24 protein-coding genes are annotated in these 25,999 nt (G+C 45.5%); 14 read left to right on the top strand and 10 right to left on the bottom strand.

Translation table 11 applies throughout. The features are described 5' to 3' along the window. Complete coding sequence (locus KXJ80_RS14395; protein ID WP_226770087.1) at positions 1–687, top strand: class GN sortase; 687 nt, start codon at positions 1–3, stop codon at positions 685–687. A gap of 80 nt (positions 688–767) precedes the next feature. On the opposite strand, the gene KXJ80_RS14390 is transcribed toward KXJ80_RS14395, so the two are convergent. Continuing rightward, entirely contained in the window at positions 768–1,793 is a 1,026-nt protein-coding gene (locus KXJ80_RS14390) for a GGDEF domain-containing protein (protein WP_099457961.1), read from the bottom strand. Positions 1,794–1,952: 159 nt separating this feature from the next. On the opposite strand from KXJ80_RS14390, the gene KXJ80_RS14385 reads away from it, so the two are divergent. After that, complete coding sequence (locus KXJ80_RS14385; protein WP_218738706.1) at positions 1,953–3,578, top strand: M28 family metallopeptidase; 1,626 nt, start codon at positions 1,953–1,955, stop codon at positions 3,576–3,578. 291 nt (positions 3,579–3,869) lie between these two features. Here KXJ80_RS14385 and KXJ80_RS14380 read toward each other — a convergent pair whose 3' ends face one another. The 3 genes from KXJ80_RS14380 to KXJ80_RS14370 all read right to left on the bottom strand — a co-directional run bounded on the left by KXJ80_RS14380 (position 3,870) and on the right by KXJ80_RS14370 (position 6,598). Beyond that, positions 3,870–4,733, bottom strand: a complete 864-nt coding sequence (locus KXJ80_RS14380) for a hypothetical protein (protein ID WP_037418173.1) — start codon at positions 4,731–4,733, stop codon at positions 3,870–3,872. 426 nt (positions 4,734–5,159) lie between these two features. Next, on the bottom strand, positions 5,160–6,119 hold the full coding sequence (locus KXJ80_RS14375; RefSeq protein WP_218738705.1) for an ATP-grasp domain-containing protein: 960 nt from the start codon (positions 6,117–6,119) through the stop codon (positions 5,160–5,162). Between the two features lie 20 nt (positions 6,120–6,139). Then, a complete protein-coding gene (locus KXJ80_RS14370; RefSeq protein WP_037430721.1) occupies positions 6,140–6,598 on the bottom strand; it encodes a MaoP family protein in 459 nt (152 codons plus the stop codon). A 108-nt stretch (positions 6,599–6,706) separates the two neighbouring features. Here KXJ80_RS14370 and hdfR point away from each other — a divergent pair, with 108 nt between their 5' ends. Next, positions 6,707–7,567 (top strand): HTH-type transcriptional regulator HdfR, encoded by an 861-nt coding sequence (hdfR, locus tag KXJ80_RS14365; RefSeq protein ID WP_037418139.1) that lies wholly within the window; start codon positions 6,707–6,709, stop codon positions 7,565–7,567. Positions 7,568–7,667: 100 nt separating this feature from the next. Here the strand turns inward: hdfR and KXJ80_RS14360 are convergent, their stop codons facing one another. Continuing rightward, on the bottom strand, positions 7,668–8,039 hold the full coding sequence (locus KXJ80_RS14360) for a diacylglycerol kinase (RefSeq protein WP_037430715.1): 372 nt from the start codon (positions 8,037–8,039) through the stop codon (positions 7,668–7,670). Positions 8,040–8,282: 243 nt separating this feature from the next. Between KXJ80_RS14360 and KXJ80_RS14355 the strand changes: the two genes are divergently transcribed. The 11 genes from KXJ80_RS14355 (at position 8,283) to KXJ80_RS14305 (ending at position 20,749) form a co-directional block, all read left to right on the top strand. Beyond that, positions 8,283–9,191 carry a DNA ligase gene (locus KXJ80_RS14355; protein ID WP_218738704.1) on the top strand — a complete coding sequence of 303 codons (909 nt, stop codon included), beginning with the start codon at positions 8,283–8,285 and terminating at the stop codon, positions 9,189–9,191. A 103-nt stretch (positions 9,192–9,294) separates the two neighbouring features. Next, a complete protein-coding gene (locus KXJ80_RS14350; protein ID WP_218738703.1) occupies positions 9,295–10,311 on the top strand; it encodes a hypothetical protein in 1,017 nt (338 codons plus the stop codon). A gap of 68 nt (positions 10,312–10,379) precedes the next feature. Next, positions 10,380–10,838 carry a low molecular weight protein-tyrosine-phosphatase gene (locus KXJ80_RS14345; RefSeq protein ID WP_259474824.1) on the top strand — a complete coding sequence of 153 codons (459 nt, stop codon included), beginning with the start codon at positions 10,380–10,382 and terminating at the stop codon, positions 10,836–10,838. 308 nt (positions 10,839–11,146) lie between these two features. Beyond that, positions 11,147–11,563 carry a CBS domain-containing protein gene (locus KXJ80_RS14340; protein WP_218738702.1) on the top strand — a complete coding sequence of 139 codons (417 nt, stop codon included), beginning with the start codon at positions 11,147–11,149 and terminating at the stop codon, positions 11,561–11,563. 114 nt (positions 11,564–11,677) lie between these two features. After that, a complete protein-coding gene (hrpA, locus tag KXJ80_RS14335) occupies positions 11,678–15,559 on the top strand; it encodes an ATP-dependent RNA helicase HrpA (RefSeq protein ID WP_218738701.1) in 3,882 nt (1,293 codons plus the stop codon). A 681-nt stretch (positions 15,560–16,240) separates the two neighbouring features. Continuing rightward, positions 16,241–16,399 carry a periplasmic nitrate reductase, NapE protein gene (locus KXJ80_RS14330; RefSeq protein ID WP_011716898.1) on the top strand — a complete coding sequence of 53 codons (159 nt, stop codon included), beginning with the start codon at positions 16,241–16,243 and terminating at the stop codon, positions 16,397–16,399. A 43-nt stretch (positions 16,400–16,442) separates the two neighbouring features. Next, a complete protein-coding gene (locus tag KXJ80_RS14325; protein ID WP_047537299.1) occupies positions 16,443–16,700 on the top strand; it encodes a chaperone NapD in 258 nt (85 codons plus the stop codon). Between the two features lie 2 nt (positions 16,701–16,702). After that, entirely contained in the window at positions 16,703–19,192 is a 2,490-nt protein-coding gene (gene napA / locus KXJ80_RS14320; RefSeq protein ID WP_218738900.1) for a nitrate reductase catalytic subunit NapA, read from the top strand. A 10-nt stretch (positions 19,193–19,202) separates the two neighbouring features. Then, positions 19,203–19,688: a nitrate reductase cytochrome c-type subunit gene (locus KXJ80_RS14315; RefSeq protein WP_218738700.1), complete on the top strand. Its 486-nt coding sequence runs from the start codon at positions 19,203–19,205 to the stop codon at positions 19,686–19,688. Between the two features lie 8 nt (positions 19,689–19,696). Continuing rightward, positions 19,697–20,284, top strand: coding sequence for a cytochrome c3 family protein (locus KXJ80_RS14310; protein ID WP_037418266.1), 588 nt, complete (start codon positions 19,697–19,699; stop codon positions 20,282–20,284). Positions 20,285–20,422: 138 nt separating this feature from the next. Further along, on the top strand, positions 20,423–20,749 hold the full coding sequence (locus KXJ80_RS14305) for a hypothetical protein (RefSeq protein WP_055648445.1): 327 nt from the start codon (positions 20,423–20,425) through the stop codon (positions 20,747–20,749). Between the two features lie 162 nt (positions 20,750–20,911). Here the strand turns inward: KXJ80_RS14305 and crr are convergent, their stop codons facing one another. The 5 genes from crr to KXJ80_RS14280 form a co-directional block, all read right to left on the bottom strand. Beyond that, a complete protein-coding gene (gene crr, locus KXJ80_RS14300) occupies positions 20,912–21,421 on the bottom strand; it encodes a PTS glucose transporter subunit IIA (RefSeq protein ID WP_037418261.1) in 510 nt (169 codons plus the stop codon). Between the two features lie 71 nt (positions 21,422–21,492). Next, entirely contained in the window at positions 21,493–23,196 is a 1,704-nt protein-coding gene (gene ptsP / locus KXJ80_RS14295; protein ID WP_218738699.1) for a phosphoenolpyruvate--protein phosphotransferase, read from the bottom strand. Between the two features lie 29 nt (positions 23,197–23,225). Continuing rightward, the gene (locus KXJ80_RS14290) at positions 23,226–23,483 is read right to left on the bottom strand and encodes an HPr family phosphocarrier protein (RefSeq protein WP_011072255.1); all 258 of its coding nucleotides are present in this window, start codon (positions 23,481–23,483) and stop codon (positions 23,226–23,228) included. A 23-nt stretch (positions 23,484–23,506) separates the two neighbouring features. Then, positions 23,507–23,902: an ACT domain-containing protein gene (locus KXJ80_RS14285; RefSeq protein ID WP_172590834.1), complete on the bottom strand. Its 396-nt coding sequence runs from the start codon at positions 23,900–23,902 to the stop codon at positions 23,507–23,509. 209 nt (positions 23,903–24,111) lie between these two features. Beyond that, positions 24,112–25,749, bottom strand: coding sequence for a methyl-accepting chemotaxis protein (locus tag KXJ80_RS14280; protein WP_218738698.1), 1,638 nt, complete (start codon positions 25,747–25,749; stop codon positions 24,112–24,114). Positions 25,750–25,999: the final 250 nt, after the last annotated feature.

Genomic DNA, 25,999 nt, shown 5'->3' with positions numbered 1-25,999 from the left:
ATGAGTATGCGCGTGACTCAACAGATACAAATAGGGTTGCTGGTGGGATTGGTATTAATCGGCATCACGTTGTTTGGAAAAGGATTCTATATGCAAGCGAAAGCACACTTTGCCCAATATTTGATTGAACAAGCTTGGGCTAAAACCTTAATCGATGGTCAATCCCATAAACCTTGGTCTTGGGCCGACACCTATCCCGTGGCTAAGCTCTCCATTGAACAGGCTAAAAGACCGAATCACTTCGATGGTCCGGCATCCAACGACAGCTTATATGTGCTGGCGGGCGCATCTGGCCGTAATTTGGCCTTCGGGCCTGCCTTAGTACTATCGAGTGCGCCCGCTGGCGCGCAAGGCAACACAGTGATTGCCGGGCACAGGGATACGCATTTCGCGATGTTAAATGGTATTAGTGTTGGACGCCGCTTAGCGCTGCAAACCGCGACGGGCAAGGAAATTGTTTATCAAGTAGTGGCGACTGAGGTGGTGCACGAATCGCAAACCGAGTTAATGGCGGCAACTGACGATAATCGTTTAACGCTCATCACTTGTTATCCCTTCGATGCGTTGCAAGGTGGGGCGGAACTGCGATTTGTAGTGCAAGCAGTGCCGATTACCTCACCGACGAATGCTCCGCAACTATTTGATCAAAGTAAAGATATGGTCCAAATACCGCAAAAGGTAGCTTAATAATCGCTAAAGCAGGCTGAGTAGTCACTCGGGCTGCTTATTGTTTGATGAGTTATCGTTACCATAGAATGAACGTGGCATTAGCTGTTGATCGGCATGACTCGATTACGGCCTAGACGTTTGGCTTCGTAAAGCAATTTATCTGTTTTTTCAATCAGCTGTTCAACAGATTGCTTTTCTTGCCATTGGGCAACGCCAAATGATGCAGTAATATTATCGACTCGCTGGTCTTTGCGCCTATCTTTAAGGCTTAGTTTTTCAAGCCCGCGGCGCATCGCTTCGGCCAGTTGTCGCGAAATTCTCAATTGGCTTTTGGGCACTAGAATGGCAAATTCTTCACCGCCAAAGCGGTACAACTTACAGCCATCTCGACAGGCTTCCTGTAAGCGTTTCGCGACCGCTTTTAATACTTGATCGCCCAACTGGTGGCCATAGTTGTCATTGAACGCTTTAAAATGATCGATATCAACTAAGATTAGGCAGGTTCCTTCCGCGGCTTGCGCTAGCATTCCGGCGATATCGGCATCAAAGGCGCGGCGGTTTAAACAGCCTGTCAGCGCGTCATAAAGCATATCTTTTTCTGTTTTCTCAAGCTTTTGCTTCAGTGCATCAATCTCTGTCTGAGCTTTTTGCAATTGAGCGGTAAAAAACTCGGTGCTCGAGCGAATATTGTCGGATTCTTTGACCAAATTACGTACTAAATCGAGCACTTGATCAACGCTGAGCGTACCTTCTTCGATACCATTCAGTTTGGCAAAGTTATTATGAATACAGGTTTGAAACTCAGTCGCATCCAGATTGGTATCCTTAATCGACTGCGATAACTCAGTGGCCATGGCCTCAAGATTTAGCCGCATATCCCGCACATTCAGTTCTATGGGGTCTGCCACATATTGACGATATAACAGCTCACTACTCACGGGAGGGCAGGTATTGTAATGGGCGATAACCGTATCGAGCTGTGCATTTAATGCCGGATTTTGTTCACCTACGTAGGTATACCAAAGAGCGTAATTAATGGGAGTCGTGGGGATTTGATGCTTGAGCATTAAGGGAACCGCTTTTTTAAGATTTAAGGCTGCGGTTTGTAATAAATCTCGTGACATGGATTAATCCCAATAAATATAAATCGATAAACTATGTGCACCACATAGGGGTAAGTATTTTGCTCGTCAAATCCCGTTACAACTCAAGCCAAAAGCGGGTTGAATAAACCTGCCAAAAGGCAAAGGGGATATGTTAGAGTTTATCGCTAAAACTAAATAATGATAATAACTTGGGAGAAACTCTTGAAAAATTTCATCCTTACGAGTGCCTTAAGCGCCTTACTGTCCTTGCCCGCTGTTGCCGCCCAGTCGTTGAGTGACAGCATGGATTTGAACCAATATCGTACAGATGTAAAAACCTTAGCCAGTGACGCCTTCGGCGGCCGAGCGCCCTTATCCGAAGGCGAGCAACTCACCATTCAATATCTTGAGAAAGCCTTCAAAGAAATGGGGCTTAAGCCTGGATTTGGCAATAGCTACTTGCAGGCTGTGCCACTGGCGAAAATCACCGCCGATCAAAATATGCAGCTTGATATGGGAGGGCTTAAGTTTGCCAATGGCAGCGAGTTTACCGCCAGAACCCAGAGAATTAGCGATAAGGTTAACCTTAGTAATAGCGATGTGGTGTTTGTTGGTTATGGTATTAATGCGCCTGAATATGGTTGGAATGACTATCAGGGACTCGATGTAAAAGGTAAAACCGTGATAGTGCTGGTCAATGACCCTGGTTTTGCGACTCAAGATCCCAAGGTCTTTAAAGGCAATGCCATGACCTACTATGGCCGCTGGACTTACAAATACGAAGAAGCTGCTCGTCAAGGCGCTGAAGCTGTTTTTATTGTGCATGAAACTGAACCCGCAGCCTATGGCTGGGGTGTCGTGCAAAACTCTAACACAGGTACCAAGTTTACCCTCATCGATGCAAACAATAATCAAGGGCAGGTTGGCGTGATGGGTTGGGTGCAACATGATGTCGCCCAAAAGATTTTTGCTAAGGCTGGTATGGACTTTGATACCTTAAAACAACAAGCCGCTAAGCCAAACTTTAAGGCCATTCCCTTAAAGCTAAAGGCGAATGTTAGTTTAAATAATACGATTGAACGCGCCGAATCCCACAATGTGGCGGCACTATTACCTGGAAAAAGCCGCCCTGATGAGGTGGTGATGATGCATGCCCATTGGGATCATTTAGGTACAGTGATAGAAGACGATAAACCAGAAATCATTAATGGTGCGGTCGATAATGCCAGTGGTGTGGCAGGTGTGTTAGCGCTTGCGCGTTACTTTGCCAAACAAGCAAAAACGGCGCCGCTTGAGCGCTCGATTCTGTTTAGTGCCTTTACCGCCGAAGAAACAGGACTGATCGGTGCTCAGCATTTTGCGCAGCATCCCAGTGTACCGACCAAAAACATTGTCGCCTTTTTAAATATTGACGGCATGAATATGAACCAAGGGGTAGATTATATTCTGCGCTATGGTGAGGGAGTGTCTGAGTTAGAAGGTTATTTAGACAAGGCCGCCAAGGCACAGGGACGGGTTGTCAAGGCTGATCCTAGACCGCAAAATGGTTTGATGTTTAGATCGGACCACTTCGCTCTGGCCCAGCAAGGCGTGCCCGGCTTGTTATTTATGAGCCTTGGGGATACGGATCCTGACTACATTGCCCATAAATACCATAAAGGAGCCGATGATTATGATCCAAATTGGTCGCTCGAAGGTGTGAAGCAGGATTTAGATCTGATGGCGAGTATGTTAACCACCTTAGCCAATGGTAAAGATTGGCCGCATTGGTTAGAAGCGTCGGATTTTAAGACTAAGCGTGAGCAGGATGGCCGTAAAAAGTAATTCCGATTAAGGTAAAAAGGACGCTGCTGCGTCCTTTTTTATGTTTATTCAATTAATTAACCTGAGCTCGGGATAAGTAGAGCCGCTGAATAGGCATCTTTTCGTGCCTCTCTGCGTTACTCTGTCTCACCATAGCGCGCTATGGCATACGACAGAGCGCCTTGATATGCGCAAAAATCTGCGCATTCCGTTAGAAAAAAGATTTTTCTTTTCAAAAGAATCATTTGTAGCATTGATTTAGTTTGTTAAATTTAGATTTTTTCGACACTCGTTATCCCGAGTTCAGGTTAACTAGAAGGTGTAGCTAACAGAAAGCATGGGGCCGATAAAACTGTAGTAAATATTGTAATCGGCAATTTGAGTCTCTTTATTTGGGGACTTTTGTGCGATATCGACGTCAACTTTGTAATAGTTATAGGCAACACTCATACGCCAATTGGGAGTAATTTGCGCATCTATGCCTAATTTAATATCAACCAACTCGCCTTTGACATCATTGAGGTTGATATAGAAATACTGGGCGTGAGTGGTTAAATCCCATCCAGAAATAAATTCGTAATTAGCATAGACGCCAAAGTCCGGCAGTGGTGCAGTGATATTCTCATCGACAATTTGCGGTATTGCCTGGCTCGCACAGACATTATTCAGTAACTCAGAGGCTTTACAGACGCCGATAATGCCTTCAAATCCTGTCTTGATAAACATTGTGTGTAAACCAAGAGACAAACCAACGTCATAGTTGCTGCCTTGAATTGCATCAAAACCGTAACCGACACGCAGAATATCGATATTTAGGGTGGAGCTGAGTTTTCCGCCTGCTTTAATATCGTAAATTGTATCGTTAATTTCAATTTGGAAGGGTTTGGAAAGGGCTTGGGTTTCGGCTGTGCGGTGTAGTTGTTTCCAGTCGAGGTAAAGATGATGGCGTTCGTTGAAGTGATAATTTAGCTCAACAAAGGGCAAAAATTCGTTTTCGGCCAGTTGCAGATCGGACTCATAGTTTAAGGTGAAGTTACTCGCGGTATTCGGGTTAGTCACTTCCATATTGGTATCTGACTGCGAATAAAATCCCCCTAGCTCCAAGCTGAATTCGCCCGCCAGCACAGGAGTGCAAGTGAGAAGGGCGATCACTAAGGGGGTTAGACGAGTGGAAATCAACGCTACTCCAGTATTCTTCTTATTATATCCAGCGATAACATCAGACTTAAGTGCCATAAGTTATGACCATTTGGAGTGTATCAGTAAATCTTTAAATGTGAATAAAATGTTTTGAAAAGTGTGAATTTTTGTGATTTAAAACAAAAGTTGTATGGTTAATCGCTTTGGTATCGCAGGCTTGAGGGAGGGATCACAGTAATTTACATCTTGGTGATTAGGGCGTGTTGAGGTTTCTGCTGCGTTATCGTCCGTTTATGTAGAATCACTACACTGTACGGACTTTGCCTTGCATAAAAGCCAGCCACATTGCTGCAAAAATAACCCTGAAACGTCAACACGCCCTAGTGAAGAGAATATGTCGTAAAGCCTAAAAAAACGGCCCAGTAGAGACTGAGCCGCCGATAAGAGCTTAACGAGACCGCATCAATTGTTATGCATGTTAGCGGCCGATGTTGGCTCGCTGCTTTTCTCGTCCTTGTTAAACATGCCTAAACGGATGCGGATAAAGTGCAAAATTTGCGCAGCAATATCCACATTTAAGCACGATTCTAATCCTTCAAACCCAGGTGATGAGTTGGCTTCGCAGATTTTGTAATGGCCGTTATCGAACAACAAATCTATACCTGCCACATCTAAATCGAGAATATTGGCGGTTTGCGTCGCGAGCCATTCGATTTCAGGGGTGATTTCAAAGGGCCTCGCCGAGCCACCCGCGCTGACATTAGCTTTAAAGCTATCTTCTTGCCCACGTCGCTCGTAGCAGCCTGCAACGCGTCCGCCAATAGTAAAGACTCGCAAGTCGCGGCCATGACTATTGGCGATGAACTCTTGCAAAATAATGTTGGCGTTTTTATTAGTCGCTTCAATTAGTTGCATTAAGTCATCAAACTCACGGGCTTTGTGTGATAAGAATACACCACTGCCTTGAGAGCCTGAGAGCGTTTTAATCACTACGGGAAAACCTAAATGTCGCTCAACCAGATCAATATCAACCGGGAATTTGACCAACATGGTTTTTGGTGTCGGTAAATTCTTCTCGGCCAACAATTGCTGGGAGAAGAGCTTATCTTTAACAATCTCAATGGCTTTTGAAGGATTTAAACAATAGACCCCTAAGCGTTCTAAATGGCGAATGATTGCCAACGCAAAGTAGGTGGTGCCAGAACCCATGCGCGGAATGATAAAATCCGGCAATTCAACGGGTTGTCCATTTAACAAAATACTTTTGTTATCTTCTCTCGTCACGGTGAGATCAAACTCATCCGGCGCATAAACGGCTAATTCAATATTGTCGGCCTTAGCTGCCGCCAACAGACGTTCGATTTCATACCATTCAGGTTTTAGCTGAGTCGCGGTTTCTTTATATAAAATCCAACCACGCATTTAATCGCAAACCTTCATTTTCATGCTTTGTCCTCGGGTTCAGCTTCATCCTGAACATCATCTTCAATTTCAACATCCACATCTACATCGAATGCCGCTTCTGGCTCAACCTCAGGTTTGGTTGCTGGTAAATGAACCGTGCCAACCACTGCATAAAAGGGCTTACCCCGGGCGAGTTTGCGGTACTTTAACCAGATCTGCTCTAACAAGCTACTCGGAGCGATGTTTCCTTTGATGACTTCGACAAATTGTGCTTCGTCGGCGGTCACTGGGAGTGTTTTGCCTTCAGCAAGGTTTTTCATGGCATGACCATGTAATTCGAGCAGTTCGGCTTCTTTACTAGTGAAGTCGCCACTGCGCTTAAAACCTTTGGGGAAATTAGTATCGTCGTAAAAGCGTTTGTGAGATACAAAACTGGCAGCTGAGCCGTTCAGCGTCTCAGAACCCCTGTTAGCGTTTGAAAAAGACTGTTCAGACATGGCTGTTACCTTCTAGATTTTGGTATACAAAGATTTGCAAGTGGAGTATTGGCTAGTATTATTGATTTATAAATCAAAAAAATTTGCCTATGTTGGTCAAGAATTTTTATGGATACCGATTTACTAAAGACCTTTCTGGAAGTCTCTCGTACCCGCCATTTTGGTAAGGCGGCGGAAAACCTCTACCTTACCCGTAGTGCGGTAAGTTTTAGAGTTAAACAGCTTGAGAGCATTCTTGGTGTTGCCTTGTTTGAGCGCCAACGAAATAATATTCAGCCGACCCCAGCGGGGGAACGGATGTTGGGCCATGCGGAAGCGGTATTGACAGCATGGGAGCGCGCCAAACAGGATGTTTCGCTTAGTCAGTTACAATCGACTCAATTAGCGATTGGCGCGGGCCCCAATATTTGGGATGCCTATTTACAGCGGTATTTACAGCATCTGCATGTGGGACTTCCTGGGGTTGCATTGCGGACCGAGGTTTTGCCACTCACCGTAATGACACGGCAATTGATGGATAGGACTCTCGATCTGGCGATCTCTTTTGATCCACCCAAACTTGACCAATTTGAATTAATCCAATTAGGCCAAATCAATTTGCTGCTGGTATCTAAATCCCGGGATGTGTCCGTTAATGAGGTGCAAGCTGGACAATATGTCAAAGTCGATTGGGGGACGGCTTTTAATATTATTCATGCGCAGGAATATGCGGCTTTACCTGTGCCAACTTTACATACCAGTTCGGCTCGAATCGCCTTAGATTTTATCTTAAATAACGGCGGCTGCGCATTTTTACCCGAGCATTTGGTGCAGCCTTTACTTCAAAGAGGCGAACTGAATTTGGTCGCGGGGGCGAGTGCGATTTCACGCAGTGTGTATGTCGCCTATTGGGCTGAAAATGACAGACTAGAGCAAATTAAGCAGGCGATAAGTTTTTTAGCGGATAAGCTCGTAATTGAAGATAACTAAATATGTTGAGTTGGATAAAAAACGCCTTTGGGATAATTCCTAAAGGCGTTTTTTATCAGCGAATTTAATGACCTAAATCAGTGTTAATGCGCACAAAGGATTATATCAAGCGCGGTAATAACACCACGAGCCAAGTGATCCCGCAGAGCGCTAAACTCATGAACACCGCAGCAGAGGCGATATCCTTTGCTTGACCACTCAGGGGATGGATCTCACTTCCAACACGGTCAACAACTGCTTCAATAGCAGAATTTAATAGCTCTACAATTAACACGATAAACAGCGTTAAGATCAGCATTAAGCGTTCCATGGTGCTGATATCGACCAATAGGGCGATGGGGAGCATCACCACCGCAAGCATCAATTCTTGTCTAAACGCAGCTTCATGGACCCACGCCGCTTTTAAGCCCTTCATTGAAAATCCCGTCGCTCTAAAGATGCGTTTTATACCGTGGTTATTTGCTGGTTTCATAATTATTCCATCGACTTGGGCGGTTGTTCGTGAGCATTTTCGTTCAAACTGAATGCGACATGTGTGCCGGCTTTTGAACGAGCTTAAAAAAGAGGCCGCAGTATAGCCCGATAATTTATGTGTATAAATAGTTAACTATACAAATTGCTCGCTCTGTTAGGGGGATCATATTGCGGCCGGATTAGCGGCAGTCAAGGCTAAATACTAAGCTTGCAGTGGGATGACTTATAGAGAGACAAAGGAATGACTCTGACAATTCGCGTACTTTTTTTAAGAAATGCACTTGCCAAGTGCTTTGGGCTTCTCATTGGTCTTTGCAGCTTATTTATTGCGGTTAGCTATGCAAGTCCTGCACCGAATATTCAATTAGCAACGGAATATGCACTCGACGATCATACTCAAATCGGCGCGTTTTTGGTCAGTGAAAAACTTGATGGTGTGCGTGGTTACTGGGATGGGCAACGTTTGTTTACCCGTCAGGGGAATCCCATTCTGGCCCCAAGTTGGTTTACCGCCGAGTTTCCCACTATCGCAATGGAAGGTGAGTTATGGCTCGGGCGAGGGCAGTTTGAGGCGATTTCAGGATTAATACGTCAAACATCGCCAAAGGATACGGACTGGCAAAAGGTACGCTTTATGGTATTTGATTTACCGACAACCAAGGGGAGCTTTGAAGACCGTTATCTGCAAATGCAAACTCTTATCGTGGGAAAATCGGCTTATCTCCAAGTTATTGAGCAATTTAGTGTCGACAGTGTCGAGGCCCTCTATGACACTTTAAATACCTTAGTTGCCCTTGGCGCTGAAGGATTAATTTTACATCGACGCACAGCGGTATATACGCCGGGACGTAATCCTAATGTAATGAAGTTAAAGCCCTATTTAGATGCTGAAGCGACGGTGATTGGTTATGTTGCTGGCAAAGGGCAATTTGCTGGGAAAATGGGTGCCTTAAGAGTGCAAACACCAGAGGGGCGAATTTTTAGTATTGGCACAGGTTTTAACCTTGCAGAGCGTCAGTATCCCCCTGCTATCGGTACACTTATCACTTACAAGTATCTAGGATTAACGGTGAATGGCTTGCCGCGATTTGCTAGTTATTTACGGATCAGGATAGACATTGTGCCTGAGGATAAAGAAGTTAAAGAATAAGTTGCGAAATTGTTGGATATTGATAAAAATCGAACGCTATCAATAAGGGTTTTGCCGAGTATCATACTGATTATTAATAGGCAATAACACCAAGGAGTAGGTTTTGGTTGATATTCAATTTAGTGAACATTCTTTGAAGCAACGCTTGGCTAAAATCTTAACGGTCCCCAAATGGACTAAGCAGCCCATTGTCACCGCTAAAGCGTTTTTGCAAAGTTTAACCATTGCCCAGCGCTGTTATCTATTAGCATTAATTGCTTTATTGCTATTTCAGTCAGACATTTGGCTAGCCGCTATTATCACTGCGGTTGCGTTAATCATTGAGTTTTGGCCAAAATTTGCAATGGCGTGGCATTCATTGGCTGGAAAAGCCATTTTCCTACTCTTTTATGCCGTTATTGCCAACTTTGCCTTGGCCGCCAGTGGTAGTGTGGTTAATGAAATCACAGGTGTTTCAGCTTCACATTTGTCTTACACCCACAACTTTGCCATTTTGCTGTATTTACCCATTTGGTTCGTGTGTATTTCTATTCTCGCGTTACTGCTTCTGCAAATTGTGATCCCTTGTTATTTATTATTCCATATCGGTTTACGGATTTTAGGGTTAGAGACCAACCAACAGGATAATAAAAAACGCTTTGTGGTAACAACGGCATTTTTACGTATGGTGTTATCTGTGGTGTTATTAATGAATCTTGTTGCCATCTCCGATGGTGAAACTTTATTGGAGAACGTTGCTAACAAAATACAAAAAAATGAAAAAGTGAGTCTTGCAAACACTGTTGTTGAAGTCAAAATAACCGAAAAAGCCCAGACTGAAGCAGAGAAAGCGGCTAATGATCTCACCATGCAATCTGCTGATGGCACTATCGAATCCTTAAGAACTTTTGGGCACACATACTACAAGGGGATCCGAGAATTAATCGCGTTATTTGCCTATAAGTTTGAGGCCGATGGCCGTAGTCGTTGTGAAAAATTAGCCAATTCAGTGGTGGTTGAGTTAAACGATTACGAAATACTGGAAATCACCGAGTCTGCTAACGAGAAATACGGTTATCATTTTGAAGTGAAAAAATGTATTTCTCCCGCCTTTGGGCAAATCGCATATCCCCCTAAATAGCGCTGCCAGAGGATGCTAAGTTGTTAGAAGATAAAGCGTTAAAAGCAAAAAATATAAGACGAATTTTAATGGTCTGTATGGGGAATATTTGTCGTTCGCCCACGGCAGAGGCCGTTTGCCGTGCAAAAATTCGTGAACGTCGCCTCAATATTGAAGTCGATTCTGCTGGCACCATTGGTTATCACCAAGGAGATAAGCCTGACAATCGCGCCATGGCTGCGGGTATAAAACGCGGGTTAAGTTTCGATGGTATGCGCGCAAGACAAATTGTTGATGCCGATTTTGAGTATTTTGATCTTATTTTAGCAGCCGATAATCGTAATTTAGTGGATTTACGTAGTCGTTGTCCGCTTGAGTATCAATACAAACTTCAGCTAATGTTGTCTTACGGAAATAGTGAAATTGATGAGGTCCCCGATCCCTATTATGGCGGTACTCAAGGATTTGAATTAGTCCTCGATTTGCTCGAACAGAGTATCGATAGCTTGTTAGATCAATTAGCAGGAAAAACGAATGACACAGATTAATGATTAAGGCGGAGTAGGTGCCTTTGAACTGGTGCCTTTGAACCTCGATGAGTCAAAGTATCAACCCCTGCTTACCTATGCAATAGAACGTAAAATCATTGGATTAATTTCATTTAGCGCTAACTAAGCTTTTTTCGGAATACTAAATCTATCTCAAACAGTTCTTACCGCTATAACCTTAAAACGTCAACATGCCCTAGTCGTCAGATAAGCTCAATCGATATTAATTGCTTAACTCTTGCGAGATTTTGACTAGACTCAAAGCTCAGGTAAGTGAGTTTGTTACAGGTAAGTTTGGGGAGATTGCTATGGATTCAATCAAAATACGCGACCATATGGACCGTCAGCCTGTGTTGCTCAGTGCAAATATGTCACTGGCTACTGCGGTTGAGAAACTGTTAGATAATAACAAGATGGGTGCAGCTGTCGTGGATGACAGTGGTAATTTGGTGGGGTTTTTATCCCAGCAAGACTGCTTAGCTGTCATGTTAAAGAGCAGCTATCACTGTGACTTAACCTCAGTGGTGAAGGATTGTATGCGCACTGAAGTGCTGTATGTCGGTCCTGATGAGAGTATTTTACAACTCGCGGAGCAGATGCTGGGCGCTAAACCAAAGACCTATCCGGTGGTGGATAATGGCAAAGTCATCGGCACAATCAATCGCACCAATGTGTTGAAGGCGATGAATGTATACATGCAACAATGTTATCTTACACCCGCTTAAGCCGTTATTTGGGGGGCTAATTTCCCGCGGTTTACGGTGTGTTTTGAACAATTAGCCATACCAATAAACCAGGTTCCTTGCTAGGATCGCCTTTTTCGATGCTAGCAATGGAATTTGGTTTTGAACTCTGACAAACATCCGCTATCGAGCGCTTTTCTCCAGCAGTGCTTTCAAAGTGATGCCTCGCGGATCCGCCGCCGTTTATTTAAGCTCCATAAAGAAGCCGATTCTGACAAAAAAACACAAGAATTAGCCAAACTTGCTGAGCAGGCGCAAGCAGCGTTCGAGAAAGTAGAGCAGCGTCTGAAGGCTCGCCCTAAGATCAATTATCCTGACAATCTGCCCGTCAGTGGCATGCGCGAAGACATCGCCAAAGCCATCAGTGAAAACCAAGTGGTGATCATTGCGGGTGAAACCGGCTCGGGTAAAACCACTCAGTTACCTAAAATCTGTTTAGAACTGGGCTTAGGCAGCCGTGGTTTTATTGGTCATACCCAGCCGCGGAGATTGGCTGCGCGCAGTGTCGCGTCAAGGGTGGCTGAAGAATTACAAAGCCCGCTCGGCGAAGTCGTGGGCTTTAAGGTGCGTTTTGCCGATGCGCTTAAGAGTGAATCCTATATCAAGTTGATGACCGACGGGATTTTACTGGCGGAGCTGACTTCAGATCGTTATTTAGATCAATACGATACTATCATTATCGACGAGGCGCATGAACGTAGCCTCAACATCGATTTTATCTTGGGTTACCTCAAGCAAATTCTGAAAAAACGCCCCGATCTTAAGATCATCATCACCTCGGCGACCATTGATGTTGAGCGTTTCTCTAAGCATTTCAATAATGCGCCGATTATTGAGGTGTCAGGGCGTACCTATCCGGTCGAAACCCGTTATCGCCCATTGTTACAAGATACTGAGGCCGATCTCGACCAAATTGAAGGGATTTTTGCCGCCGTTGATGAGCTGGTTGCCGAAGGCTTAGGCGATATTTTGATCTTTATGAACGGTGAGCGTGAAATTCGCGATACCGCTGAGCAGCTTAATCGGCGTAATTACCGCGATACTGAGATTTTGCCGCTCTACGCGCGCCTCTCCTACGGCGAGCAATCCAAGGTCTTTAGCAGCCATACAGGGCGTCGTATTGTGCTTGCGACTAACGTGGCGGAAACCTCGCTGACTGTGCCGGGTATTCGTTATGTGATTGACCCAGGAACAGCACGCATCAGCCGTTACAGTTATCGCACTAAAGTACAGCGTTTGCCGATCGAGCCGATTTCACAGGCCAGTGCCAATCAGCGCCAAGGCCGCTGCGGCCGTGTTGGTCCGGGGATTTGTATCCGTTTATACGATGAGGCGGATTTTAATAACCGCCCAGCCTTTACCGATCCCGAAATCCTACGTACAAACTTAGCCTCGGTGATTTTGCAGATGCTCGCTATCGGCCTTGGCGATATCGCTGCTTTCCCGTTTATTGAGCCACCCGATCCGCGCCATATTCGCGATGGCTTCTTACTGCTTGAGGAATTACAGGCGGTTAAGCAGCAGAAGGGCAATATAGTGTTAACGCCGCTGGGGCGGCAGTTATCGCAAATCCCCGTCGATCCACGTTTAGCGCGTATGGTGGTCGAGAGCCACCAACTTGGTTGCTTAAATGAGGTGTTAGTGATCGCCTCAGGGCTGTCTATTCAAGATCCCCGTGAGCGGCCCATGGATAAAAAGCAGGCGTCCGATGAGGCCCATCGTCGCTTTGCCGATCCCCAATCTGATTTTGTCAGTTGGGTAAACCTCTGGCAGCACTTAAAAGAGCAGCAAAAGGAATTATCCGCGAGTCAGTTCCGTAAAAAGTGTCGTGATGAATATTTAGCCTACCTGCGTGTGCGCGAATGGCAGGATTTATATACTCAGTTAAAACAAGCGGTTCACGATTTAAAGTGGCGCTTAAATGACACGCCTGCCAACTACGATGCGCTGCACCGTGCGCTGTTATCGGGTCTGCTCAGCCATATTGGCTTTAAGGACAATAACAACGAATACTTAGGCGCGCGCAATCGTAAGTTTTTTGTGTTCCCAGGTTCACCGCTGGCAAAAAAAGGCCCGAAATGGATCATGGCGGCGGAGCTGATGGAAACCTCTAAGCTGTTTGCTCGCTGCTGCGCCAAGATTGAGCCTGAGTGGCTCGAGCCGTTAGCGGCGCATCTGATTAAAAAGAATCACCTAGAGCCACATTTTGAGGCGAAACAGGGCAGTGTGATTGCCTTTGAAAACCAAGTGCTTTACGGTTTGACCGTAGTACATCGCCGCCGCGTGCAATACGGGCCGATTAATCCTGTTGAAGCGCGGGAAATCTTTATCCGTAGCGCGCTCGCCGAAGGGCAATTACAAACCAAAGAAGCCTTTTTTATCGCTAACCAAAAGTTATTGGAGGACGTCGAAGCGCTCGAGCACAAGTCCCGTCGCCGCGATATTTTGGTCGATGAACAAGTGTTGATGGACTTTTACGAGCCACGCATTCCCGAAGGCATCTATAACGCGCCTAAGTTCTTTAGCTGGTGGAAAGAAGCGCGCCGAACTCAACCCGATTTACTCGATTTTAATAAGTCACTATTGATGCAGCGCAGTGCCGATCATATCTCGGCGCTCGATTTCCCCGATACTTGGCACAAGGGCAATATTCGTTTGCAACTGAGTTATCACTTTGATCCTGCGGCGAGTGATGATGGCGTCTCTGTGCATATTCCAGTGGCGCTACTCAATCAAATCGATGATACGGATTTCGATTGGCTCGTGGCGGGGATGCGTGAGGAGAAATGCGTCGCCCTGATTAAGTCTTTACCTAAGGGACTACGACGTAACTTTGTCCCAGCGCCCGATTATGCCCGTGCCTGCGTACAGGCGATGCAGCCCTTTAGCGCCAGTTTACTCGACGCCATGTGCAAACAGCTGCTGCGTATGAGTGGCACGCGCGTCAATCCTGAAGATTTTGATGTTTCGCAGATGCCAGTGCATTTGCTGATGAACTTTAAGATTGAGGATGACAAGGGCAAGTTAGTGGCACAGGGGCGGGTGCTCGATACCTTAAAGGCCGAGTTACAGGGTATGGTCGCGAAGGCGATTCGTCAGGTGGCGGATAAGGGGATTGAAAAGGAAGCACTCACCGAGTGGTCCTTTGGCGACTTACCTAAGCAATTTGAGCAGCGTAAGGGTAACTATCAAGTGCGGGCATACCCCGCATTGATTGACAATAAAGACTCAGTTGCCATCAAATTATTTGATGATGAATTTGAGGCGCAGGCAGCGCATCGTCAAGGTCTACGTCGCTTGTTGTTACTCAACATTCCTTCACCTGTAAAACACCTGCAACAGGCGCTGCCCAACAAGGCCAAACTGGCGATGTATTTCAATCCATTTGGCCAAGTGCAAATTTTAATTGATGATATTATTGCCGCAGCCGTGCAGCAGTTGCTTGATGAGAAGGCGCTGGATGTGCGCGATGCCGCCCAGTTTGATGCGGCCAAGGATTGGGTGCGCCAAGAACTGAATCCAACTGCAGAGCAAATCGCCCTAAAAGTGGAGCAGATTTTGACGCTTTACCAAGGCATTAAAAAGCGGACTAAGGGCAAAATTAGCTTAGATATCGCTTTTGCGATGAGTGATATTCAAAGCCAATTAGACCAATTAGTCTTTAAGGGGTTTGTTGAAGCTTGCGGTTGGAAGCGTTTGGCCGATGTGGCGCGTTACTTAAAGGCGATTGAAATCCGCATCGATAAATTACCTGTAGACCCGACACGTGACCGCTTGCATATGCAGAGTATCACTAAAGTGCAGGAGGCTTTAGCGGCTCAACTCGCTAAGGTGCCACGCTCACAGCCCGTGCCTGCGGCACTGATTGAAGCCCGTTGGATGATTGAAGAGTACCGGGTGTCATGCTTTGCCCAAGCCCTAGGAACGGCTTATCCCATCTCGGAAAAGCGGATCTTAAACCATATCCTGCTGAGTTAATGATGTTGATGCATAACTGACTGAAACTGTAGATTCAGTCAGTTATGCATAATGCATCATCTTTAGCATTAACAGCCGAACCTTAGGGTTCGGCTTTTTTATTGCTCATTTTCACCTAACTATAATTAGCCGCGATCAGCATGTCGTTGCAGGCGTGATTGTTTGCTATGGGGCTATTACAGGCTAACCCCAAAGGGCAAAGTAGGTAGCGAATGAATGGCCCCTAATGGCTTTTAATTGATAAACAGTTAGCGATATATCTTGAGCGAGTTAACGATTTGACGAAGATGTTAAGCCAATTTCGCTGCAGATAATCGGTAATTTGTGCCTTCCTTTACCATCCCCTAATACTCCTTAAGGAATATTTTGTTTAAATCTTGTGCGGTTTAGTTGCCTAACGCCTATCTCTTTTCCATGCTTTAGCAATTGGTTAATAAAAAAACATAACTAATCAACCTGTTTACAATCTGAAAAAACGCTCAAAAACCATGATCTAATTAAATCTATCGCCAAATTGATGATCTGGATCAAGCATCAAAGGGTTTACCGATTTTGAGGTATACAGTTTGTTAACACCTTAACGCTATGATCAATTGGTGGATCAAAGATGCAATAGAGATACCTATAAATCCTGTAGTGATCAGAGTAATCCATCACAGGAACGAACCTCTTGGAGGACGCATGAGTGCTAACAGCGCAGCAGAAAAATCCTTAGAACTGAAAATTTTTATCTTTTTAACCGTATTTCTCGCCCCCCTCTTATCCGTGTTGTTGGTGAGTGGATTGGGATTTGCCATATGGTTTAGCCAAATCTTCACCGGCCCACCTGGGGCTGGTTGAGTCAATACAAAATAATAACAACAGAATTAAAGCGGAGTGTCGGATGAGCAAAGAGCTGCATATCACAAGTCTCGTGGTGCAAGTCATGCCAAATAAGATGGCGGATGTTAGGCAACACATTATGGCGATTGAGAATGCCGAACTCTCTGTCAATAACGAAGTAAAACTCGTCGTTGTACTTGAAGGTAACTCCCAACGTGCCTTGATGGACGGTATCGAACAGATTAATGCCATTCCTGGCGTCTTGTCCGCCACTATGGTTTACCACCAGAGTGAACAGCTCGAAGAGGGTGAAGAATGAACATGAATAGACGTGACTTTATTAAAGCCAATGCGGTGATTGCAGCAGCGGGCGCCGCAGGCTTAGCGCTGCCGGCATCAGCCAGCAATTTAATTACTAGCTCAGAGCAAACCAAATTAGAGTGGAACAAAGCGCCTTGCCGTTTCTGTGGTACGGGCTGCTCTGTGATTGTTGCGACACGTGATGGCAAAGTGGTTGCGACCCACGGCGATGCAAACAGCGAAGTGAACCGCGGCCTTAACTGTATTAAAGGTTACTTCCTGTCGAAAATTATGTATGGCAGCGATCGTTTGACCACGCCAATGCTCAGAATGACCGATGGCAAGTACGACAAGCACGGTGAATTTACTCCCATTAGCTGGGACAGCGCTTTTGATATCATGGCGCAAAAATGGAAAGAAACCCTCAAGGCCAAAGGCCCTACCGCAGTTGGAATGTTTGGCTCGGGCCAGTGGACCGTCTGGGAAGGCTATGCCGCGGTTAAACTGATGAAGGCGGGCTTTGGCTCTAACAACATTGATCCGAATGCGCGTCACTGTATGGCGTCAGCCGTGGTCGGCTTTATGCGTACCTTCGGTATCGATGAGCCTATGGGCTGTTACGATGATATGGAAGCGGCCGATGCCTTTGTGCTGTGGGGCTCCAACATGGCTGAAATGCACCCGATCCTATGGACTCGAGTGACTGACCGCCGTTTAAGCGCATCCCATGTGAAGGTTGCGGTACTCTCGACGTTTGAGCATCGCTCCTTCGACTTGGCGGATTTACCGATAGTATTTACGCCACAAACCGACTTAGCCATCCTGAACTTTATCGCCAACTACATCATTCAAAACGATAAAGTAAACTGGGACTTTGTTAAGAAGCACGTTAACTTCCGCCAAGGTACCACGGATATCGGCTATGGTTTACGTCCAACCCATCCGCTGGAGCAGAAAGCCAAAAACGTGAAAACGGCAGGGGATTCGACTCCGATTGATTTCGATACCTTTAAGGCCTTTGTCGCCGAATATACGGTGGAGAAGGTCAGCAAGATGTCGGGTGTGCCTGAGGCTAAACTTATCGAGTTGGCCAAACTCTATGCTGATCCCGATACCAAGGTCACCTCGTTCTGGACCATGGGCTTTAACCAACATACCCGTGGTGTGTGGTGTAACAACCTGATTTATAACATCCACTTACTAACAGGTAAGATTTCAACTCCCGGTAATAGCCCATTCTCGTTAACCGGTCAGCCTTCTGCCTGCGGTACGGCTCGCGAAGTGGGAACCTTCTCCCACCGTTTACCCGCGGATATGGTGGTAACTAACCCTGAGCATCGAAAACACGCCGAAGAAATTTGGAAGATCCCCAGTGGCATTATTCCGCCAAAACCAGGTTATCACGCCGTAGAGCAAAACCGCCGCTTAAAAGATGGCGACTTGAACTGCTACTGGGTGCAAGTGAACAATAATATGCAGGCTGGCCCTAACATCAATGAGGAAGGCTTACCTGGCTATCACAATCCTGCCAACTTTATTGTGGTATCCGATGCGTATCCCACAGTGACGACCCAAGCTGCGGATTTAATTCTGCCAACCGCCATGTGGGTTGAAAAAGAGGGTGCCTATGGTAATGCCGAGCGTCGCACTCAATTTTGGCATCAAATGGTGCAGGCGCCGGGCGAATCACACTCAGATCTGTGGCAGTTGATGGAGTTTTCTAAACGCTTCACCACCGACGAAGTCTGGCCGAAGGAAGTCTTAGCCGCAAACCCGCAATTTAAAGGCAAAACCCTCTTTGAAGTGCTTTACCAAAACGGCAATGTTGATAAGTTCCCGTTGGCAGATACTGATCCTAAGTATCTGAACAATGAAGCGAAACATTTCGGCTTCTATGTTCAAAAAGGGTTGTTTGAAGAATATGCCACCTTTGGTCGTGGTCATGGTCACGATTTGGCCCCGTTTGATGCTTATCACGAAGCCCATGGCCTTCGCTGGCCAGTTGTTAATGGCAAAGAAACCCAATGGCGTTTCCGTGAGGGAACGGATCCCTATGTAAAATCGGGTAAAGGCTTTGAGTTTTATGGACATCCTGATGGTCGTGCGGTGATTTTTGCGCTGCCCTATGAGCCACCAGCAGAGTCTCCTGATGAAGAGTTTGATATTTGGTTATCCACGGGTCGTGTACTTGAACACTGGCATTCGGGCTCGATGACCCAACGTGTGCCTGAGCTTTACCGTGCCTTCCCCGATGCTGTGTGTTTTATGCATCCAGAAGATGCCAAAAAACGTGGTTTACGCCGTGGTGATGAAGTTCGAGTAGTGTCTCGCCGTGGTGAAATCAAAACCCGTGTCGAAACCCGTGGTCGTAACAAGCCGCCAGTGGGTCTGGTGTTTGTACCTTGGTTTGATGCCAGTCAGCTCATTAATAAAGTCACCTTGGATGCGACAGATCCGCTGTCGAAACAAACCGACTTTAAGAAATGCGCCGTGAAAATCGTCAAGGTATAAGGAGTACAGGATGAAAACATTCAAATTAGCTTCAGCATTTAGTGCGCTTGTCTTTTCAGCCCTGATGATGACCAGTGTGACTGCAGCCAGTATTCCTGAGGATAAGATCGATACCTTACGTCAGGCGCCGATTAACGTTGAGCCAACACCGCCCGCGATGCAAGCGGTGCTGAATAAAGATATCAAAGAGGTGCGTAACTACCCAATGCAGCCACCCGTGATCCCACATAAGATCGATGGCTATCAGCTCGATCTTAAGGTCAATAAATGTATGGCGTGCCATGCAAGACAACGCACTGGAGATTCGCAAGCACCCATGGTCAGCGTGACCCATTATATGGATAGGGATAACAACTTTTTAGCTGAGCTTTCACCAAGGCGTTATTTCTGTACTCAGTGCCATGTGCCGCAACTGGATGCCAAATTACTGGTCGAGAACGACTTTGTGGATATGGATCATCTGATTAAAGCGAACATTGAGCAGAAAAAACACTAGGAGTCAGCATGTTAGATAAACTTAAAAAGATCTGGCAAGTTCTCAATCGTCCGAGTGTGCACTACAGTTTAGGGTTTTTAACCTTAGGTGGCTTTGTGGCAGGGGTGATCTTTTGGGGGGGCTTTAACACTGCGCTTGAAGCCACGAACAGAGAAGCCTTTTGTATTGGTTGTCATGAAATGGAAAATAACGTCTACCAAGAGTTACAGTCGACTATCCATTTCACTAACCGTAGTGGGGTGCGTGCAACTTGCCCTGACTGCCATGTGCCACACAACTGGACCGATAAAATTGCCCGTAAGATGCAGGCATCGAAAGAAGTGTGGGGTAAAGTGTTTGGTACCATCAATACCCGCGAAAAGTTTGAGAGTAAACGTCGCGAGCTGGCTGAACATGAATGGGCAAGGTTAAAGGCAAATGACTCGCTCGAGTGTCGAAATTGTCATAACTTTACCTATATGGACTTTACTAGGCAGTCACCACGCGCCGCGCAGATGCACTCCACATCGCTGGCCAGTGGTGAGAAGACCTGTATTGATTGCCACAAAGGTATTGCCCATCATCTTCCCGATATGGCGGGCGTTGAAGGTTTCTAATCGCGTGTAATATTTCATCTCCAGTCAAAGGCCAAGTGCTCTCCACACTTGGCCTTTTATTTTTATATTGCAATCTATGATTTATCTATCTGAAAAATATATACTATTCAGCATTAAAGATAACGACAACGAGTTGTGATGAACAATACCAAATGGCGTGAATGCATTAGTCTTTTAGCGTCACACTGTGTTTACCTACAATTACGACTGGTAGGTGAGGCTGATTTTCCATTGGATTATGAAGTATCAGATGAAGTGATATCTCAAATACAGGCAAAAGACTGCGTATTTGTAAGACGGGTGATTGACTATAAGTCCATCGCGGCTATACGGATTGTTAAAATACATTTACCGCCTTCAGCTAAACAGATGGATATGATGATCAAACTCAAACAAGAATTATCACAGTTAGGCCAATTACCTATTATCGAAAATACTGAATTTATCACTATTAATGGATATTAGGTCGATTAGCTGTTTGAGGTGCTGCTGTTTTTGCTTAGGTTAATGCTGCGAATGTGACCACTGGCAGTATCTGCAAACTACCAGCGGTATGATTAACGGAGAAAAGGGGATTAGCTAAGGTATGGATCTTAAATGGACTGCTAATTAACACTGGATTAATTGTTAAAGTTGCACCGTAAAAATAGGATCTTTGCCCGCAGTGACACTCCCCTGAGCTTTGTCTAAATACTTCACATCTTCCATATTGGCAAGCACCACGGGCGTGAGTAAGCTGTCTACTTGGTCTTTAAGATACTCAATATCAAATGACAAAATCGGATCGCCTACTTTGACCTCTTGACCTTCTTCGGCTAAACGACTAAAGCCACGCCCTCTTAGCTCGACAGTACCAACACCAAAGTGAACAAATAGTTCTAATCCTTGAGGTGATTCAATACTAAAGGCATGATTAGTTTCGAATATTTTACCGATAGTTCCATCAATAGGTGCAACAATCGTGTCGCCCTTAGGCGCGATAGCAATGCCATCACCGACAATCTTTTCTGCAAAAACGACATCGGGGACTTTTTCAATCGCGACTATTTCCCCATTGACGGGGGCGTAGACCATAATGCCACCTGCAAGTTGTGGCTGTCCTGATACCAATCGCCTTATGCGGCTTAAAAATCCCATACTGTGGTGCCCCTTTGCTTGTTTTTGTTGTTCTGTGTTGGTCTGTAAAGCAGCATAACCAATTAAATGTACTATTTACAGTTTGTTATACACTGTTGCAGATCTGAAATTCTATTTTGCTGCATCGCAGTGTGCGCTAACGCAGAAAATTTCGCCAGTTCACCTTGGCAAATGGCTGCTTTCACTTCTAGTAATGAGCTTAAGTTAACACTGAGTTCATCCAGCCCCATTCCCACGAGTAGCGGAGCGATGTGTGGCGAGCTGGCTAATTCACCACAGAGTGATACTGTGACCTCGGCTGCTTTGGCTTGAATGATTGTCATGTTTATCAAGCTTAAAATCGCAGGTGAAAGGGAAGGGTAATCCCGTGTCAGTTGTGGGTTGGTGCGGTCTGCTGCCATGGCATATTGCGTTAAATCATTGGTGCCTATGCTGACAAAATCCAGCCTTGGTAGCATAGAGGCTAAATTCAACACCGCCGCGGGCGTTTCTACCACTATGCCATAACTCAGTTCACCATAGCCTTTTTCTTCGTCTTCGAGGGCATCCTGGCATTCCGCGATAAGCGTAAATATCTCATCTAACTCTTCAACTTGATTGACCATAGGAAACATTAAGCGAATCGGACCGTGATTTGCTGCCCGTAAAATGGCACGAAGTTGGGTCTTAAATAATTCTGGGTGCGCTAAGGTGTATCTCACCCCACGTTGTCCTAAGGCGGGATTATCTTCTATGTCTTGGCATAAACAGGGGAGTTCTTTATCGGCGCCAATATCTAAGGTTCTGATCGTAAACGTTTTACCACCTAGAGCATGCAGAGCCTCGCAGTAAAGATTGTACTGGGCTTTTTCATCCGGCAGGGTGCTGGTATGCATTAACATAAATTCAGTGCGGAATAAGCCTATTCCATCGGCCCCTTCATCTTTGACATGGGTGATCTCATTCAAATTGCCGACGTTTGCCAGCAGGCGAACCTGATGTCCGTCCTGTGTTTGAGCCGGAACATCGCGATAAGCTTGAAGTGCCTGACGTCTTGCTTGTTCATGGTGCAGGGTCACGGTTAAACGAGCTTGTTGCTCAGGCTCCGGATTGACATAAAGCGCCCCACTTATTGCATCGAGCACTAATGGGGTGCCATTAGGGATGAGCTCAGCATCGAACTGACAACTTAAAATAGCGGGTATACCTGCTGTACGGGCCAAAATAGCGGTATGACTGGTGAGTCCACCGGTTTTAAGCACAATACCGCTGATGTGCTCTTTAGGGAGCAAGGCAAACTCTGCTGGGGTGAGATCCTGTGCTAGCAGTATCGTCGGTTCACTCAGGTGAGTTAAACCTTGGTCCAAACGGCCATTAATCGCGGTGACTATGCGCTGGCCAAGGCATCGAACGTCTTGGGCACGATTGGCTAAATAGGGATCGTCTAGGGACTCGAGTTCATTGGCTTGATGGGCAAATATTCGCTCAACGGCAACACTGGCGGAAAGTTGTAAGGTGCGAATGGCTTCTTTGACTTGTTCTATCAGTTCTTCATCATCAAGGAGTAATAAATCGGCTTCAATCAGTTGGTAGTTTTCACTGTCAGGATCGAGCTTAGTTTGGCTTAGACTGAGCTGTTGTTTCAGTGTTTGTAATGCCTTAAGAAACTTACTTTGTTGCTGCGGGATCCTAGAGAGCGGAATTGGGCGATAGTCGAGGTGGTTTTCGCAATGATTAAGGTGTAAAGCCTTACCGAAGGCTATACCCGATGACACAATAATCCCCGTTATCGACATAGTCATTCCTAATGATGTTGGGCGGTTCGCTAACTTAAGGTGATTAACAAGGTCGAGACTTTTTCAACGGCTTCCTGCGCCTGCTCCCCCTCGGCGAAAACTCTCACGGTAACACCATGGTATAAACCTAAAGTTTGTAGCTTAAATAAGCTCTTAGCACTGGCTTGCTTGCCGTTACATTCAACCAAAACGTCGCAATCGAAGGTCTTTGCTTCTTTCACCAATAGTGCCGCAGGGCGGGTATGAATACCATGTTTTGCGGTGATAGTGACAGATTTTTCGTACATAGTGGCTTAACTCTTTATGAATATTATGGCGCTTCGTTCGACTCTATAATCTTATAACCGGCCTTTTTTAAGGCAGCAATGGCGCCTTGGAGGCAATTTTTCTTCACGAGAATATAGTCAGTATCAAAGGTTGAAAGGGCGAAAATACTGATTTGCACATCGGCTAAGGTGCTGGCAATTTTCGATAAAATACCCGTTAATGAAAATCCTAGAGGGCCTAACACTTCTAGACAGCTCCAGTTAGTTTCTTGCTCTAAGCTATCAAGCGAAAGCTCACTAGGCACAACCAAGGTCAAACCTTCTTCTGTTTTGCAGATAAAATACACTTCTTCAGCAAAAACTTCGGTAGGAATTTGCGCCTTAGGGCTAAAACTGTGAATGGTATATTGCCGGGTATGTACGGCTAAGGTCATACGCATAGGCGGTTCTCCTTTGGCGAGGTGAATGCAAGTTAGGAGTTTACCTTATAACATGGATTCCTGTTTAAAGGACATGGTTCTCAACTTCATCCTCAATCCGCCTGCATTTCGTATGCTCGGGTTGATTGTGTCGTTTCATTAGCTAATTTTAAAGGAAGAGAGGACGTTTTAATACGTCCTCTTGTTTGCTATTGAAAACATCCGCTAGGTTAGATTTTAAATTGTCCTAAGGTATGGGACATATCCTGGCTAATATCCTGTAATGATTGTGCTGCTCGGCTATTACTGTCATTGGCTTTTACAGACACTTCGGTTAGCTCTGAAATATTACAGATATTACGGTTAATTTCCTCTGTCACGAGGGATTGCTCTTCTGTCGCACTCGCTAACTGAGTGTTCATATCGCTGATGTGGGCAATTAGCCCCAGAATTGCGGCCATGGCTTGCCCAGCCTCTTGAGCCTTAGCTTGCAATTCTTCTGATTGATGTTGGGTTTGGCTATTGCTTTGCATCACTGAGCCCACACCGGTTTGAATTTCTGAGATAATTTTTTGGATCTCATTGGTCGAGTCTTGGGTGCGATTGGCTAAGGCTCTTACTTCATCTGCGACAACGGCAAATCCTCGGCCATGACTACCCGCACGAGCAGCTTCAATGGCGGCATTAAGTGCCAACAAATTGGTTTGTTCAGCAATGCCCCGAATCACATCCAAAATACTGCCAATTTGACCAGAGGCTTGTCCCAATTTTTGAGTGATTGCTTCTGATGCTTTCAGCTCTTGGACCAACTTCTCTGTATCGCGCACCGTATTGTCAATCACAGCTTTACTTTGCTGTGCCTGATTTTTCACTCTGGTGGCGGCATCGGCGGCCTGCTGGGTATTGCTCGCCATCTCATGGGTCGTAGAGAGCATTTGATTAACTGCCGTTGCTACGCTACCGGTTTCACGGTGGATATGTTCCGCACTTTGGTTCGACTCCTCAACGGCAAGCATTAACTGTTTAGCATCGTTGTCGAGCGATTTTCCCAGGGGTTGCAAATGTCCCACCATATCGCCAATTTTTTGGGCGAAAAGGTTAAAGGCTTGGGCGAGATGAGCAACTTCATCTTTGCCTTGAGTGCTTAAACGCTGGCTTAAGTCGCCTTCGCCTTGAGCGATATCTTCAAGGGCTTCAATAGCATCATTCAATGGTGAGGTAATCGAATGATTAAGAACAAGGAAAAATGCAAAAATAGGTACAGAAATCAAAAACATGATAATCAGATAGTCGATCATCACATTGTAAAGACTCTCTTTTACGTCACTGAGATAAGCCCCTGTGATCACAGTCCAGCCCCATTGTGGGTAGTAGCGGGCTTCGGCCAATTTGTCCTCAACAATTTTTGAAACAGGATTAGCAATCGGATATTCCAGCATGGCTTTGTCATGTTGCCGAGCTTGAGACAGCATCGTAGTCAGCGGATTAGTGCCATCGGGGAGTGTGAAATTTTGTGCAGAGGTACCGATTAGGCTGGCATTTTCACCATGGGCTAGGATTTGGTTGTTGTCATCAATCAGAATAAAGTAACCAACCTCGGCATAACGGGTTTGGTTAATGAGGTTCGCAGCAGCTTTTTGAGCCTCTTGCTCGCTCATTTTTCCGTTAACAGCATCTTGGCGATAAACGTCTATCACACTGAGGATACTGCCAAGTTGACCATCGATTTGTAACCATTTTTGTTCGATCAAATTACTGTATTGTTCTTTAATCGAAAAACTTGCAAAACAAACAGTTCCAATGGCCGCCATCACTAACATCATCATTAGACGTTTTAAAATGGTGAATTGGCGCAAAAAAGTGATCATCTGGAGTCCTCGGGCGCAAAAATAATGTTCAACAATATACCTGCGAATGTTTTTTAATAGAATATTAGCGGGTTAAATTTCATATAAACTGGTAAACAATATGGGGTTTCTTTGATCTTAAGCAGGATCTTTGCAGGCCTTCTCCTGAGTGATGATTTTATGGCTTATTTTGAGGATATTTCATCAGTCTAATCGCATGTGATGAAGTATTTATTAAATTCAATAACTTACCATTTATTAACAAATTCAA

It is taken from the genome of Shewanella xiamenensis (assembly GCF_024971755.1).
In the GTDB taxonomy this organism is placed as follows: Bacteria; Pseudomonadota; Gammaproteobacteria; order Enterobacterales; family Shewanellaceae; genus Shewanella; species Shewanella xiamenensis.
The sequence above is the reverse complement of the archived record's forward strand: the minus strand, read 5'-3'. Positions and strand labels throughout refer to the sequence as shown.